At 31.5% G+C, this 16872-nt stretch carries 8 protein-coding genes; 4 read left to right on the top strand and 4 right to left on the bottom strand.

What is annotated here, in order from left to right; genetic code table 11:
- Nucleotides 1-34: 34 nt before the first annotated feature.
- Nucleotides 35-4075 carry an FG-GAP-like repeat-containing protein gene (locus tag WHA43_RS03910; protein WP_105045829.1) on the top strand — a complete coding sequence of 1347 codons (4041 nt, stop codon included), beginning with the start codon at nucleotides 35-37 and terminating at the stop codon, nucleotides 4073-4075.
- A 6-nt stretch (nucleotides 4076-4081) separates the two neighbouring features.
- Here WHA43_RS03910 and WHA43_RS03905 read toward each other — a convergent pair whose 3' ends face one another.
- From WHA43_RS03905 to WHA43_RS03895, 3 genes are read right to left on the bottom strand one after another with little or no spacing between them, the layout of a single operon-like run.
- Entirely contained in the window at nucleotides 4082-6547 is a 2466-nt protein-coding gene (locus WHA43_RS03905; protein ID WP_105047280.1) for a beta-mannosidase, read from the bottom strand.
- Nucleotides 6540-7244 carry a copper homeostasis protein CutC gene (locus tag WHA43_RS03900; protein ID WP_105045828.1) on the bottom strand — a complete coding sequence of 235 codons (705 nt, stop codon included), beginning with the start codon at nucleotides 7242-7244 and terminating at the stop codon, nucleotides 6540-6542. The genes WHA43_RS03905 and WHA43_RS03900 overlap by 8 nt, the downstream gene beginning before the upstream one ends.
- Nucleotides 7244-9496: a beta-N-acetylhexosaminidase gene (locus WHA43_RS03895; RefSeq protein ID WP_105045827.1), complete on the bottom strand. Its 2253-nt coding sequence runs from the start codon at nucleotides 9494-9496 to the stop codon at nucleotides 7244-7246. The genes WHA43_RS03900 and WHA43_RS03895 overlap by 1 nt, the downstream gene beginning before the upstream one ends.
- Before the next feature lie 39 nt (nucleotides 9497-9535).
- Between WHA43_RS03895 and WHA43_RS03890 the strand changes: the two genes are divergently transcribed.
- The 3 genes from WHA43_RS03890 to WHA43_RS03880 are packed head-to-tail and all read left to right on the top strand — an operon-like array spanning nucleotide 9536 to nucleotide 14797.
- Entirely contained in the window at nucleotides 9536-12460 is a 2925-nt protein-coding gene (locus WHA43_RS03890; RefSeq protein WP_105045826.1) for a GH92 family glycosyl hydrolase, read from the top strand.
- Between the two features lie 4 nt (nucleotides 12461-12464).
- Nucleotides 12465-13460 carry an isoaspartyl peptidase/L-asparaginase family protein gene (locus WHA43_RS03885; RefSeq protein ID WP_105045825.1) on the top strand — a complete coding sequence of 332 codons (996 nt, stop codon included), beginning with the start codon at nucleotides 12465-12467 and terminating at the stop codon, nucleotides 13458-13460.
- Between the two features lie 2 nt (nucleotides 13461-13462).
- Nucleotides 13463-14797, top strand: coding sequence for a sugar MFS transporter (locus WHA43_RS03880; RefSeq protein WP_105045824.1), 1335 nt, complete (start codon nucleotides 13463-13465; stop codon nucleotides 14795-14797).
- Between the two features lie 150 nt (nucleotides 14798-14947).
- Here WHA43_RS03880 and yidC read toward each other — a convergent pair whose 3' ends face one another.
- Nucleotides 14948-16831, bottom strand: coding sequence for a membrane protein insertase YidC (yidC, locus tag WHA43_RS03875; protein WP_105045823.1), 1884 nt, complete (start codon nucleotides 16829-16831; stop codon nucleotides 14948-14950).
- Nucleotides 16832-16872 lie beyond the last annotated feature (41 nt).

Here is a 16872-nt window from a genome sequence, read left to right as displayed (position 1 = left end):
AAAATTATTTTTCTAAAATACACTTTCAATAAGCATGTCAAAATCATTACTTTCTTTGCTCTTTGTGTTGGTATTTTACTCTCAAATTGTTAGCGCTCAAAAGATTTTTAAGCATATTGAAACAGTTTCAGGGTTTGGAGATTTAGCAGAAAACAATGGAGTTTCTGTAGCTGATTTTGATGGAGATTTTGATCTTGATATTTTGGTGGTTTCGATTTGGAAAGATGAAATTGGAAAAGACAAAACACATAGCAAACTTTATAGAAACAATAATGATGGAACATTTACGGATGTAACTGAAGGATCAGGATTAGAAAATTTACTTGAATTTTCGGAACTAGATGCTTCTTACAATAATTTTTTAGGATTAAAAGGATTCAAATTTGGAGCTTATTGGGGAGATTATAATAATGATGGTTTTCCAGATATTTTTTTCACTCACCTAACAAAAGTGCAACTTTTTAAAAATCTTGGCAATGGAACTTTTAAAGACGTAACAAATGAAGCAGGAATTCTTGGTAAAAATAACTGTAATAATACTGGAGCAGTTTGGTTTGATTACAACAAAGATTCTTTTTTAGACCTTTACATTGTTGATTGGAAAGGCTGTAAATCAAATACTTTATACAAAAATAATGGTAATGGAACCTTTGTAAATGTTACCCAAAGTGTTTCAATAAATTCAGCCATAGGATTGCCAGGATATAATCCTTTTCCTTTTGATTTTAATAAAGATGGATGGATGGATTTATATCTTACCAATGATTTTAGAGAACCTAATCAACTTTTTATCAATAATAATGGAACTTCTTTTACTGAACGAGCCAATTTTTTCAAAGCTGATATGAGGTTTAATGATATGGGAATTGCTATAAGTGATTACAATAAAGATGGATATTTTGACTTTTTTATTTCAACAATTGCAAATAATTCTCTTTTAACAGGCAAATCTGATGGCACTTTTGATGAAAATGCCTCTCAAATGTTGGTAAAAAGAACAGGTTGGTCTTGGGGAACTAAATTCGGAGATTTTGATTTGGATGGTGATGAAGATTTAATCGTTGTAAATGGTTTTCAAAATGCGATTGTTGATGAAGAGGTAAACTTTTATTTTGAAAATAAATTCAATAACGGAATTTCATCTTTTTCAAATACAAATGATCAAGGTTTAGGAGAGCTGTCTGTAAGCGTTGAAGTAGTAGATTTTGATTTTGATCATGATGGAGATTTAGATGTGTTTATATCCAATTCTCAACACAACTCCTATTTCTACGAAAATACCATCATCAATACTTTTGGTTCGCAAAATAATAACTGGTTTCAACTTTCCTTACAAGGAACAATTTCCAATAGAGATGCAATTGGCACCAAAATTACAGTGCAAACAGATAAAGACAAATTGATAAGATTTTATACAGGTGTCGGATTTTTAGGGCAAAATTTAAAACCTGTTCATTTTGGTTTAGCAGATGCTACAACAATTTTAGAACTCAAAATTGAATGGCCTTCAGGTCATGTTGATGTTTATAAAGATTTAGAAATCAATACTTTTGCAAAAGCTATTGAAAATTCATCTTATCAAAAATTAGCCATAAGTCCTGCAACAAAAAGGGTAGGATGTACTGATCCAAATTCCTGTAATTTTAATCCAAATGCAACAGTTAGTGACGGATCGTGTACATATGCTCAAGTAAGTGAAATTATTACAGGTCCTCAAAAAGTGAGTTATTTTAGTATTACTAATTATGCGTATAATTTAAATGATGGTGATTCAATTCAATGGAGAGTTGAAGGTGGAGAAATTATCTCAGGTGAGGGAACTCCAAATATTTCTGTAAAATGGGATTTTGCCACACAAGGAAAAATAACCATTGTGGTTACTACAAGCCAATGTAAAAGCAAAGAAATTTCAAAATTAATCAATCTTAGTGTACAAAATATTGCTGAAAACAAATCCATAGCACGAATTTGGAATGAAGCTCTTTTAGAAGCAATTCGAGGCGATTTTGCAAGACCAACAATCCATGCAAGAAATCTATTTCATACAAGTATTGCCATGTACGATGCTTGGGCAATATACAGTAATAATGCGTTACCATATCTTATGGGCAACAACATAAATAATTTTACAAGTACTTTATCCAGTTTTGTTCCACAAGAAGAGATAGAATTATCCCGAAAAAAAGCCATTAGTTATGCTGCTTACCGTTTATTATCCTATAGATTTAAAAACTCACCAAATGCAACATCAACTTTAGCAAAGTTTGATATTTTGATGAATCAATTAGGGTTTGATTCCGCTTTTACAAGTACGAATTATGAAAATGGAGATGCAAGGGCTTTAGGAAATTATATAGCAAAAACAATTATTGATTATGGAAATTTAGATGGTGCAAGAGAACAATTTGGATATGATAATGCACATTACGCTCCTGTAAACATTGCATTAGCCCCAGAGATTCCAGGAAATCCTACATTAAGCAATCCAAACAGATGGCAATCACTCAGTTTAGATACTTTTATTGATCAAAGTGGCAACGTCATTGAAGGTGAAGATATTGATTTTTTAAGTCCTGAATGGGGAAATGTTTGGACTTTCGCCATGAAAGATTCTCATAAAAAAACCTATCAAAGAAATGGGTTTGATTATCATGTGTATCATGATCCTTCTTCACCTCCTTTTTTAGATTCTCCTGATCAATCTTTATCAGACGCCTATAAAAAAGGCTTTGCACAAGTGGCTATTTGGGCCAGCCATTTAGATTCTTCAGATGGAGTTTTATGGGATATTTCTCCTAAATCAATTGGGAATATTTCTAAAGATGTTTTGCCAACTTCATTTACTGAATATTCCAATTTTTACAAGTTTTTAGAAGGTGGAGATATTGGAAAAGGGCATTCTGTAAATCCAATTACCAAAGAATCGTATCAACCTCAAATTGTTCCAAGAGGAGATTATACCAGAGTTTTAGCGGAATTTTGGGCAGATGGACCTCACTCAGAAACACCACCTGGACATTGGTTTACAATTTTAAATTATGTTAATGATCATTCATTATTTGAGAAAAAACTTGCAGGAGAAGGAGAGGCTTTAAATCATTTAGAATGGGACGTAAAATCTTATTTTATATTAGGAGGAGCCATGCATGATGCTGCTGTGGCAGCTTGGAGTATCAAAGGTTGGTATGATTATATCAGACCAATTTCTGCCATTCGTTATTTGGCTGATTTAGGTCAAAGTTCAGATACCTCTTTGCCTAACTATCATCCAAATGGAATACTTTTAGAACCTGGATATATTGAATTGGTAAATGAAAATGATCCTTTAGCCATTAGAAATCCTGAGAATGTTGGAAAAATAAAATTATTTACTTGGCGAGGTCACAAAGCAATTGGAGATACCAATACAGATCAAGCAGGAGTTGGTTGGATTCTTGCCGAAAACTGGTGGCCTTATCAAAGACCTAGTTTTGTAACACCTCCATTTGCAGGATTTGTTTCAGGGCATTCAACCTTTTCTAGAGCAGCTGCTGAGGTAATGACATTGCTTACTGGTGATGCTTTTTTTCCAGGTGGAATAGGGGAGTTTAAAGCTAAAAAAAATGAATTTTTAGTCTTTGAAGAAGGACCTTCAGTTGATGTAACTTTACAATGGGCAACTTATAGAGATGCTTCAGATCAATGTAGTTTGTCTAGAATTTGGGGAGGAATTCACCCTCCTGCAGATGATATTCCAGGAAGATTGATTGGTGTAAAAGTAGGCGTAGAGGCTTTTAATTATGCAGTTCCATACTTTACAAAAAAAGCATCACTCTCTTCAGAAGTAGAAAATAATATTCAAAATAGAAGTATTATTTTCCCAAATCCAGTTGTCAAATCCAATGAAATCGTTGTTACAAATACAACAATGGAAGATACTTTCTCCTTGTATGATATCAATGGGAGAATAATTCAAATTCAACAATATTTTGCTCAAAGCTTACAAAGAACGATTCTTAAATTTCAATCGCTTGCTGCTGGAATTTATGTATTAAAAAACACAAATGGAACTTCTTGGAGGTTGATTATTCAATAAATCAACTCATTCTTGAATGGATTGTAAGCTCTTTATGGATAGTTGTTGTAAATTAGTTGAATTACTTTTAAAGTGAATGGTTTTAGAAGTATTGGGTAATAAATCAAAAAAATTATCTGAAAAATGCCCTTTTTCTGATGTAAATAAAAATACATCTTTTTGCAAAACATTACTTTTTAACGTAATTGAAAAGCCGTTTTTTGTTTTTGAAATAGTTCGTTCAATTGGCTCTTTTGGTAACATTAAATCTTTTGGTTTTGCGAAATAAAAGAAGGATGATGAGTTATTAAATGTAACTGAAAGGAAATGTTTTGTATGATCAACATCTGTTTTTAACAATTGATAAACTCGCTGACTAGCATCAGCTTTTACAGTAATTCTTGATGTATCTGACCAAATTTCTTTCCCGAAAAAGTCCATGATTTTTATTTGTAAAGTTCCTTTTGTTTCTAATAAAAGATCGTTTACGATATAAATTTCATATCCATTTTTTGATTTTACAGTTGAAATTAACACATTTTCAAAAGCTTTTTTTGCTTTGTATTGCAATGCTTTCCAATTGCCAAAATAATCAATACTTGACCATGAAATAGCTGGCCAACAATCATTTAACTGCCAATATAATGTTCCCATATTGTAAGGTTTTGCTCTTCTTTGAGCTTCAATTCCCATTACAATTCCTTTTGCTTGCAACAACTGACTTACATAAACGTAATCTTCATCAGAAGTCGGAATTTTATAATCACGCTTCATGTATTTTTCTATCAATTCAAAACCTTTTGGATGTTTTTGATGTGATTTTATTGCGTTAGTTTTTAAATCAATTTCATCTTTTTGATTGATATATTTTACAGTTTCAAAGCTTGGAAAAGATTGAAAACCAAATTCACTCATGAATCTTGGAACTTTTTCTTGCAAGTGTTCAAATGGATATTCATCATGCCAAATCCACCAGTCATGTGCATCACCTTCTGAGATGTATTTTGGATTTCCTCTGCCATATTTTGGCGATGTTTCCCAATAATCAGTATTGCTATTTTTTGCAACAATGGATGGTAAAATAGAATCAAAAAGCATCAAATAATTATCCCAAATTTCTTGCTTTTCTTTTTCACCTCTATTTTCTTGCCATCCCCAACGTTTCCAAGCTTCAGAATTTTCGTTATTTCCACACCACAAAGCAATTGATGTATGATTTCGCAATCTTTTTACTTGATATTCAGCTTCCTCTGAAACATTTTGCAAAAAAGTTGCATCTCCAGGATACATGGCACAAGCAAACATAAAATCTTGCCAAACTAAAATGCCTTTTTCATCACACAAATCATAAAAAATGTCGTTTTCATAAATGCCTCCTCCCCAAACGCGCAGCATATTCATGTTGGATGTTACAACATGCGAAAGTAATTTTTCATATTTTTCGTTGGTTACTTTATCCTGAAAACTATGCATTGGAATTAAATTTGCACCTTTTGCATAGACTGGTTTTCCATTCAATTCAAAATAAAAAGATTGACCAATAGTATCTCTTTCAGCAATTAATTTAATAGTTCTGATGCCTTTTTTGATGATTTTTTGATCTAATAATTTGTTTTTTCGAAACAATTTAAAATCAAATCGATATAAATAAGGTTTTCCTAAATTGTGAGTCCACCAAAGTGTAGGATTATCAATTTTAATGGGAATTGTAAGTTTGTTTTCTCCTTTTTTAAGGTGAATTCCTGTGAGTATTTTTTCAGAATTAATCCAAGTTTCTAATTCTACAAATTTCTCGATGTTACTTTCAATAATAATATCGGCTGATAAAACCGCTTTTGTTACTGTCAAAGAATCTTGTTTGATATAAATATCAGAGAAGATAACATCATCCCAAGCTTTTATAGAAACCTCTTTCCAAATTCCGTAAGAATTTAAAACTGGTCCCCAATCCCAACCATATTGAAATTGCGCTTTACGCGTATAAACTCTATTTTGTACTGGTAATTTATACCAAATTTCAGCTTCTTTTTTTAGTTCGATATCATTAAAATTTTCAAAAACAACTCGTAAATTATTGGATTCTTTGGCACTTTTTTTAATATCAATAGTATATTTTTTAAAAGCATTGTTAGCTTTTAAAATGATAGAATCATTCAAATAAATGGTTGCATAGGTATCTAAACCCTCAAAATGAAGTTCGATATTCTTTTTTTGTAGTTGTTTTTTGGAAAGTGAAAAAGTGGTTTTGTATTCCCAATTTTTTTTTGAAACCCATTGCACAGAATCTTCATTCGTTTTTATAAATGGATTTGGAATCATTTTTTTTTCTAGTAAATCTGAAAAAATATTACCAGGAACTCTTGCTGACTGCCAATCTAAAGTGTCAACTCCTTTGAATTCCCAATTTGTTGTAATTGCTATTTTTTCAGGTAAATTTTTATTTTCGCAACTTAACATCGCTAAAACTAAGAGAAAAAGTAAAAATTTATGCATTATTGATTGATTTAAGAATCGTTTTAATTGTTTCAATATCTGAGACTGTTTGCGTTGTTTTATCGAAAAAAATACTTTTTTTATCGGTAATTATTTTTGATGCGGAAGTATGAATCTCTTCAAAACCAGCATTTTTAAAAAGTGTCACATTATCTTTATTAATGCCACTTCCTGGTAAAATAATCAATTTATTTTCTGTTATTTTTTTAAGTTCAATTAGTAAATCAATCCCATCTGAAGCTTTTTCTTTGGTTCCTGAAGTTAAGATTCTGTCTACTCCTAAATCTTGTAAAATTTGAACTGTTTTTTTTGGATTGACAACTACATCAAAAGCTCTGTGAAATGTGAATTTAAGTGGTTTTGAAAGGGAAATCAATTGTTTGGTTTTTTCAATATCAATTTCATGATTTTTAGTTAAAACACCAGAGACAATTCCTTGAAAACCTAATTTTTTACATAGTAAAATATCAGTTTTCATTTGTTCAAATTCTGAATTTGAATAGCAAAAATTACCACTTCTAGGTCGAATTAAAACATGCACAGGAATTGAAATTTCTTTCGAGATTTTTTCTAACAATCCAACACTTGGAGTGATGCCACCTACTGATAATTCTGAACAAATTTCGATTCTGTGAGCGCCAGCAATTTGAGCATTGATGGCTGATTCATAAGAGTTTGCGCAAATTTCTAATATCATTATTCAAAAACTATTTCATCAATAAATGTCCAAGCTTTGTTTCCTGCGCCTTGTTTTCCTTCTGGAATAATTCCGTAATTTGGAATGGTTAATTTTATTTTTTTTATTACTTTTTGTTCAAACTTTTCATTAAAATTCACCAACAAATCACGATTATTTTTAAGCACAAAACTTCTTTTTTCTTCATTATCAAACTCAATAGAGATTTCTTTAGGTGCATAAATCCATTGACCATTTCCATTGTGAAAGCGTGTTGAAATCGTATTTATTTCAGTGGGTTTGTTAAATTCGATAGTAATTTCTAAATCTTCACCTGAAAAACCCAACCATTCACGATCTCCAAATCGTTTGTTATTTCCAGAAATTCCGTTTATGAGTGCTTGTTTTCCTCCTGAATTATATGCTTTATGAGGTTCAATATTTAGCGTTATTTTTTGCCCAACTGCTTTGTGCAAATTGATTTTTTGTGCAAAAACAGCCCCTAATTTTTCTTGATTTTCATCAACCACAAATGCTTTTATAGAAGTTGATTTTTCAATAGGAATGGGATTTTTATAAACTAAATTTTCATTTTTTCCATCTAAAGTATACACAATTTTCTTGTCGGTAATTGTCTCTAATTGATAATTCAACCTACCATTTTCATTTTGTAATTTTCCAGAAACTTCATACAAATGATTGGCATAATTTACCTTTAAAACCTTCAATTTTTTATTGAATTGTTCTAAACGTTTTACAAAATTTGTATAATTTTTGGTAGCATCACTCCAAACAACTTCGCTCAAAGCAACCATTCTTGGAAATGCCATGTATTCTACTTTTTCAGGAGTTGATAAATATTCTGTCCAAATATTTCCTTGTGCGCCCAACACATATTTGGCCTCCTCTGCTGTCAATTCATCAGGAATTGGATTGAAATTGTACACTTTTTCCAAAGGTAAAAAACCGCCAATTGCCAAAGGTTCATCCTCATTTTCAGATTGATAATAATCAAAATAACAATGCGAATTTGGAGTTAAAATTACAGTGTGTTTTTGTTTGGCAGCATCAATAGCACCTTGATTTCCTCTCCATGACATCACAGTTGCATTGGGTGCTAAACCACCTTCTAAAATTTCATCCCAACCAATAATTAATTTTCCTTTAAAATTGATGTATTTTTCCATTCGAGTTATAAAATAACTTTGCAATCCATGAGCATCTTTCAATCCTTTTTCTTTGATATTTTTTTGACATTGTACACAATTTTCCCATCGAGTTTTTGGAGCTTCATCTCCACCAATATGAATATATTTTCCTGGAAATAAAGGAATAACTTCATCAATAACATCCTCAAGAAACTCGAAAGTGTTTTCATTTGTACAATAAATATCTTCAAAAACTCCCCATTTTGTGGCAACTTCAACTTGTTTTTTGGTACAGCCTAATTCAGGATAAGCTGCAATTGCTGCTTGTGAATGGCCAGGCATTTCAATTTCTGGAATTACTGTAATTTGCCTTTCAGAGGCATAACTTACAATTTCTTTTATTTGTTTTTGTGTGTAAAATCCGCCATATTTTTTTCCGTCAAATTGTTGTGGTTCATCAGAATAATGACCTATCAAAGTTTCCTTTCTAAAAGCTGCAATTTCTTGCAATTTTGGATATTTTTTAATTTCAATTCTCCAACCTTGATCATCAGTTAAGTGCCAATGAAACGTATTCATTTTCAGCATTGCCATCAAATCCAGGTATTTTTTGATAAAATCAACTGAAAAAAAATGACGAGAAACATCCAAATGCATGCCTCTGTATGCAAATTTTGGCTCATCTTTTATTTCTAAACACTGAATGGCAATGGATTTTGATGTTGTTTTTGAAGGAATTAATTGCAATAAACTTTGCACAGCGTAAAATGCACCTTTGCTTGATTTTGCGCTTATTTTTATTTGATTTTTATTGATTTCTAAATGATATCCTTCTTCATTTTTAATAGTTGAATCGAAATTAAAAACTATTTTTTTTGCATCCTTTTTTGATGATAATCGGATTTTATGAAATTCTTTCAAAGAATTTTTTAAAAAATCAGCAATTTTTGTGAATGATTTTTCACTTTCAATGGAAGAATTTTCATCCAATAAAAAAAATCCATCAGTAATTTTTTGATAAAGTGGTTTGGGAATGATGCTGGGTTCTATTGGTTTTGCATTTTCTGAGGTACATCCAAAGAAAAATAAAAGAATTATAAATTTTAAATAACCGTGAATTTTCATTTTACTATCTTGTGTGCATAAAAGTAACAATCTATTTCCATGAAAATACAATTTTATGCAATTTTAGTTTCGCTATTGCTGTTTTTTTCTTGTAATTCTGGTTCAAAATCAACAATTGCTAAAAAAATCAAAAAACGAATTGATTATGTGAATCCTTTTATAGGGACAGGTGGTCATGGTCACACTTTTCCGGGAGCGACTATGCCTTTTGGAATGATGCAACTTTCTCCTGATACACGTTTGGATGGTTGGGATGGCTGCTCAGGATATCATTATTCTGATAGTGAGATTTATGGTTTTTCACACACACATTTAAGTGGAACTGGCGTTTCTGATTATGGAGATATTTTGTTGATGCCCACTAATAAAATTATTTTTAACAATGGAGCAGATGGAAAAGAAGGTTATAAATCTAAGTTTTCTCACAACAAAGAAATTGCAGAACCTGGTTTTTATAAAGTGCATTTGGATGATACTAATATTGATGTTGCTTTGACAGTTTCCAAAAGAAGTGGCATTCATCAATATCAATTTCCTAAAAATTCAAAACAAATTATCATTCTAGATTTGGAACATCGTGATGAAGTTTTGGATTCTAAAATACTAGTTACAGATGAAAATACCATTCAAGGTTATAGACATTCAAAAGCTTGGGCAACCAATCAACAGTTATTTTATACCATCAAATTTTCGAAAAAAATCAAAAATATTAGCTATTTGAATGAAAAAACGGAAGGAAAATCAGTCAAAGCTGCTTTCGAATTTGATGAAAATGATGGAAATACTATAGAAGTAAAAGTGGGAATTTCTGCGGTTGATATAGATGGTTCAGCGAAAAATTTAGAACAAGAAATAGGAAATAAATCTTTTGATGAAGTAAAAAAAATAGCCCAAGAAACTTGGGAAAAGCAATTGGGAAAAATCGTTGTTGAAGATAAAAACGAAAACAATAAAATCAATTTTTATACGTCTTTATATCATACAATGATTGCTCCGAATTTGTATCAAGATGTAGATGGAAGATACAGAGGAATGGATTTAGAAATTAATCAAACAGCTGATTTTGAATATTATACCGTTTTTTCTTTGTGGGATACTTACAGAGCAGCACATCCTTTATACACCATCATTGAGCAAAAACGAACCAATGATTTTATCAACACTTTTTTAGCAAAATATGATGAAGGTGGCATCATGCCCATTTGGGATTTAGCCGCAAATTACACAGGGTGTATGATTGGTTATCATGCAGTGCCTGTGATTGCAGATGCTTTTTTGAAAGGAATCAAAAATTATGATGCAGAAAAGGCTTTTGAAGCGATGAAACATTCTGCAATGCAAGATAAATTGGGATTGGAATCTTATAAAAAATTCGGATTTATTCCTGTGGAGAAAGAATCAGAATCTGTTTCAAAAACCCTAGAATATGCCTATGATGATTGGACAATTGCGCAAATGGCAAAATCTTTGGGCAAGGAAAATGATTACAAAATCTTTATTGAAAGAGCTCAGAATTATAAAAACGTTTTTGATCCCGAAACGCAATTTATGCGAGGTCGTTTTAAAAATACCTGGTTTTCGCCATTTGATCCTTATGAAGTAAATTTCAATTATACTGAGGCAAATGCTTGGCAATACAGTTTTTATGTTCCGCAAGATATTACTGGATTTGCAAATTTATTGGGAGGAAAAAAGTCATTAGAAAATCAATTGGATAAACTATTCACTGCAAAAAAGGAAACTTCAGGAAGAGATCAAGCAGATATTACAGGTTTGATTGGGCAATATGCACATGGAAATGAACCAAGTCATCACATGGCTTATTTGTATAATTTCGTGAATAAACCTTCGAAAACGCAAGAAAAAGTGCGTCAAATTTTATCAGAAATGTATCAAAATACACCTGATGGAATTTCAGGAAATGAAGATTGTGGACAAATGAGTGCTTGGTATATTTTCAGTTCTTTGGGATTTTATCCTGTAACTCCAGGCTCTAATCAATATATTATTGGAAGTCCGTTGTTTGATAAAGCAACCATCAATTTAGAAAATGGAAAATCTTTTACAATTCAAGCAAAAAATAATTCAGCTGAAAATAAATACATCAAATCAATAAAATTAAATGGTAAAAATTATGAGTATTCTTACCTAAATCATCAAGACATTATCAATGGTGGAACCTTGATTTTTGAAATGACCAACAAACCTACAAATTGGGGAACAAAAGATGCATTTATTCCATCAACAGAAATTAAAGAACATTTAATTGTTGCTGCACCTTTTATTGCAAAAGGTGATATTGCGTTTAAAGAAAAGACGACTATTACGCTTGCTATTGCTGAAAAAGATTCTCAGATTTATTATAGTTTGGGAAATGGATTTGAACAATATAAAAAGCCATTTATCATTTCTGAAAAAGCAACATTTAAAGTATTTGCTCAAAAAGGAACCTCAAAAAGTGCAATAATAAAAACCGAATTTTACAAAATCAATCCAAATATCAAAATTGATTTGCAATCTGAATATGCAAATCAATACAATGCAGGTGGTGATAATGCCTTGATTGATGGCGTTTTAGGAACAGAAGATTTTAGAACGGGAACTTGGCAAGGGTATTTTGATACAGATATAATTGCAATTGTTGATTTGGGTGCTGTAAAACCAATTCAACAACTCCAAATCAATTTTTTAAAAGATCAAAGAAGTTGGATTTTCTTACCAAAATCAGTAGAAATTTACACTTCCATTGATGGAAAAGTTTTTAAAAAAATCGATAATTTCTCTTTTCCAATTCCTAAAAATGAAGAAATTGTAACTATAGAATCTATGAAATTATTAAAATTAGGAAATGCACGTTACGTAAAAGTAATTGCGAAAAAATTAGGTACACTTCCTACTTGGCATTTAGGCTTTAAAGAAAATGGAAGAAGTTGGTTGTTTATAGATGAAATTCAAATAAATTAAGAACATGAAACGTAGAAATTTTATAAAAAATAGTTTGGCAACTACTGTTGGTTTGATGGCAGTTTCCAATACTTTGTCAAGTTGTGATGAAAAACCGGCAAAAAAAACTGCTTTGATTTCAACACCAATCAGACCTTTGGTAATTGCAACTTGGGATACACCTTTGGCAGTTGAAACTGCTGCAAAAGTTTTGGAAAATGGAGGCTCAGCTTTGGATGCTGTTGAGCAAGGTTGCAGAATTGAAGAAGCCAATGAAAAAGGACAATCTGTAGGAAAAGGTGGTTTGCCAGACAGAGATGGGAATGTCACTTTAGATGCCTGTATTATGGATTCTAAAGGGAATTATGGAGCGGTTTTGGCGGTAAAAAACATCAAACATGTGGTTTCTGTGGCTAGAAAAGTGATGGAAGAAACACCTCACGTGATGTTGGTTGGAGAAGGAGCTCAACAATTTGCCATTTCAAAAGGCTTTGAGAAAGAAGATTTATTGACAGAAGCTTCCAAAAAAGCGTGGGAAAAATGGAAAGAAACATCCGAATACAAACCTATCATTAATATCGAAAATCATGATACGATTGGCATGTTGGCAATTGACAAAGATGGCAATATTTCTGGGGCTTGCACTACAAGTGGTTTGGCTTATAAAATGGCTGGTAGAGTAGGAGATTCGCCTATAATTGGAGGAGGTTTGTTTGTAGATAATGAAATTGGTGGCGCATCAGCTACTGGTTTGGGAGAAGAAGTTTTGAAAACAGTGGGCAGTTTTTTGATTGTAGAATTGATGCGTCAAGGAAAATCGCCACAAGAAGCCTGTGAAATTGCGATTGATAGAATAGTGAAAAAACCGGGAAAAAATTTCAAGGATTTTCAAGTGGGTTATATTGCTTTAAATAAACAAGGCGAAATTGGTGGTTATTCCATTCACGAATGGTTTAGCTACAATGTATATCAAAATGGAGAAAATAAAAACATCAAATCAGATTTTTATAACAAAGGATAACCATGTCAAAAGTCAATCAAAAATCGTATAAAAGTGGTTTTATTTTTTTAACAACACTCTTTTTTCTTTGGGGATTTATCACAGTTTTGGTTGATAGTTTGGTGCCAAGATTAAAAGATGTTTTTGAAATGTCGTATGCAAAAACGGTTTTGGTACAATTTGCTTTTTTCATGGCATTTTTTGTATTTTCAGTTCCTGCAGGATTTTTATTATCCAAAATTGGATACAAAAAAGGCATTGTGTTGGGATTGTTAATCATGGCTGCAGGTTGTTTGTTGTTTTATCCAGCAGCAGAATTTAGAATTTTCGGAATTTTTTTAGCAGGGTATTTTTTATTGGCTGGAGGAATTACAGTTTTGCAAGTGGCTGCAAATCCGTATGTTGCTTTGTTGGGAAATGAAGATGGAGCAAGCAGTCGTTTGAATTTATCTCAAGCTTTTAATTCTTTAGGTACAACAATTGCGCCTATAATTGGTGCGTTGTTTTTGTTGAGCGATTCCATCAAAACATCACAAGAAATTAATTTGTTAACGGAAGTAGAAAAATCCGATTATTTCATTGCTGAAGCAGCAACAGTACAAACGCCTTTTTTGATGATTTCGTTTTTTATTGTGATTTTGGCATTGATTTTTTCATTCATCAATTTGCCAAAAGTGATGCAAGAAAATCCGAAAGGAGGTTATCTTTCTTTGTTAAAAAACAAATTGATGTTGATGGGCGTTGGAGGAATTTTTGTGTATGTAGGTGCAGAAGTGGCTATTGGGAGTTTTTTAGTAAATTATTTTGTAGAGATGAATTTGCCTGCAATTGTCTCTGAAAATCAATTGATGATGAACATCGCAAACACCATTGCTAGTACTTTTAACAAATCATTTTCCAATTCTGATCCAAAATCTTTAGTGGGAATTTTTGTCGTTTTTTATTGGGGAGGAGCTATGATTGGACGTTTTGTTGGGGCATATTTAACCAGAATTTTTGCGCCAGCAAAAGTGTTGAGCATCTTTGCAACAATGGCAATTATCATGATTTTGATTTCTATAAATAGCTCTGGATTGCTATCTATGTGGGCTATTTTAGCTGTTGGATTGTTCAATTCGATTATGTTTCCGACAATTTTTACACTAAGTTTAGAAGGTTTGGGAGATTTAAAAGCGCAAGCTTCAGGATTGTTGTGTATGGCAATTGTAGGTGGAGCCATCATTCCTTTTGCATTTGGAAATTTGATTGATAACTTTGGATTTAAAACTGCCTTTTTATTGACAATTGGTTGCTATGGGTATATTTTGTTTTATGGGTGGTTTAAGGGGAGAAGAGTTTCGTTTTATGAATCAAATTAACTAAAAAAATCTAAGGTAATTGTTTGACTTTAATCAATTTAAAACAAAGCTAGTTTTTTAAAACGATTAAATCAAAAGGAAAAATCACAAAACCAAAAACCCAAAACTTGATTGTTTTGGGTTTTTTATAATCTTTAAAAAGCGAAAAGCCTACTTCTTTTTCTTTTGTTGTTTAGCTTGTTGTTCTTGTGCTTGTTTCATTGCATCGTCAATTCGTTGTCTGAATTTACTTACTTTGACAGGTTTTTTCTTGTTTTCCTCAATTTGAGCATGAATTTTTTCTTCATCAATAACAAAATGTTTGATAAATAACATGATGAAAATCGTTAATAAATTCGAAACAAAATAGTATAAACTCAAACTACTTGCATAATTGTTAAAGAAAAATAACATCATGATTGGTGATAAATAAATCATGATTTTCATCATTTTAGCCATATCAGGCATGCCTTCTTGAGGTGGCATTTGCATATTTGCTTGCTGACTTTGATTCATTTGCATGTAAAAGAAAATAGCTACTGAAGCCAAAATCGGGAACAAACTTACGTGATCACCATAAAATGGAATTGAAAATGGTAAGGTAAAAATAGTATCATAAGAAGACAAGTCTGGTGCCCATAAAAAGCCTTCTTGTCTTAAGGAAATATTTGTTGGAAAAAATTTAAACAACGCAAAGAAAACAGGCATCTGTAAAAGTGCAGGAACACAACCAGAAAGCATGCTTACACCAGCTTTTCGTTGAATTGCCATAGTTTCTTGTTGACGTTTCATAGCATTTTCTTTGCCAGGATATTTTTCTAAAAGTGCATTTAATTCTGGGCGAATTACTTTCATTTTGGCACTTGATAAATACGATTTATATACCAAAGGCGACATTAAAATTCGAACAACAATGGTCATCAAAATGATTATCAATCCGAAATTGGATAAAAATCCTTTCAAAAAGTTAAAAACTGGATAAAAAACAACTCTGTTTAAAAATCCAAAAATTCCCCAACCTAAATCAGAAATTTCAGCTAAATCTGTATTTTCATAATTTTTTAATAAATTATAATCACTTGGTCCGTAAAACCATTTCATGTTGTAATTCAACTCACCACCAGCCAAAGCCAAAGGCGTTTTCAGTTCGTATTTTTTGGTAAAGACAGTGTCAATTTCTTCATTTAAAACTAAATCAGTAGAAGTAACTGTTGCTTTATCAAAAGGTTTGTCTGTTAACAAGTTTGATGTAAAAAAGTGTTGTTTATAAGCAACCCAATCCACATTATTTAAAACTTCAGATTTTCCAGCATTTAAATAATCAACTTCATCTTCAGCTTTAAAATAGAAATAAGAGTACATGGTGTTTTCAGTGCGAATACTTTTTTCATTTCTGTAAGCATTTAATTTCCAATCTAACACTATTGGATTAGAGGTATTGAAAACATTATTTAAACCAGTAGAACGTACTGAGAAATCAACCATATATTCATTTGGTTTCATTTCGTATCTGTATTCTAAAAACTGCGAATCAGAAACTTTTGATTTCAAAGTCAACACTTGACTTTTACCATTTTTTGAGAAAGTTGGCTCAAAAAATAAATCTTTGGTATTTAAAATTCGGTTGTCAGTGGTACCAAAATTGATGTTGAAAGAAGCATTTTGATCTTTGATCAAATACAAAGGCAAAGAGTCGTATGTTTTATATTTTTTTAATAAAACTTCTACAATTTGTCCGCCTTTATTATCAACAGTTAATTTTACCAAATTATTTTCTAAAACAGTAACACCCTCTTTTGCTTGCAAAGCCCCAAAGGCAAAAGCCCCAAATTTATTGGTCAATGCTATTTGTTTTAAAGAATCATTGGATGAAGTTGGTGCTAAATTTTCTTCAGCTTTTTTAGTTGCTGTATTTGATTTAACAACTTTTTCTTTTTTTGTTGAAGGTTTCTCAGGCGTAACTTCAGGTGCATTTGTGTTGAAATACCAAAGCATGATTGCTCCTAAAAGGATCATACCAATTAGCGAATTGTAGTCGAATTTTTTTTCTTCCATGTGTTTGTATAAATGTCAATTTGTCAGTATATCAAAAAAAC

The sequence above is a fragment of the Polaribacter gangjinensis genome (assembly GCF_038024125.1).
Taxonomy (GTDB): Bacteria; Bacteroidota; Bacteroidia; order Flavobacteriales; family Flavobacteriaceae; genus Polaribacter; species Polaribacter gangjinensis.
Note: the sequence above shows the minus strand (reverse complement) of the source record. Positions and strands in the feature narration are given on the sequence as shown.

Coding starts and splice junctions, on each gene's coding strand:
- WHA43_RS03905 (WP_105047280.1), bottom strand. CDS start 6,547: ATGCATAAATTTTTACTTTTTCTCTTAGTTTTAGCGATGTTAAGTTGC.
- WHA43_RS03895 (WP_105045827.1), bottom strand. CDS start 9,496: ATGAAAATTCACGGTTATTTAAAATTTATAATTCTTTTATTTTTCTTT.
- yidC (WP_105045823.1), bottom strand. CDS start 16,831: ATGGAAGAAAAAAAATTCGACTACAATTCGCTAATTGGTATGATCCTT.
- WHA43_RS03880 (WP_105045824.1), top strand. CDS start 13,463: ATGTCAAAAGTCAATCAAAAATCGTATAAAAGTGGTTTTATTTTTTTA.
- WHA43_RS03885 (WP_105045825.1), top strand. CDS start 12,465: ATGAAACGTAGAAATTTTATAAAAAATAGTTTGGCAACTACTGTTGGT.
- WHA43_RS03910 (WP_105045829.1), top strand. CDS start 35: ATGTCAAAATCATTACTTTCTTTGCTCTTTGTGTTGGTATTTTACTCT.
- WHA43_RS03890 (WP_105045826.1), top strand. CDS start 9,536: ATGAAAATACAATTTTATGCAATTTTAGTTTCGCTATTGCTGTTTTTT.
- WHA43_RS03900 (WP_105045828.1), bottom strand. CDS start 7,244: ATGATATTAGAAATTTGCGCAAACTCTTATGAATCAGCCATCAATGCT.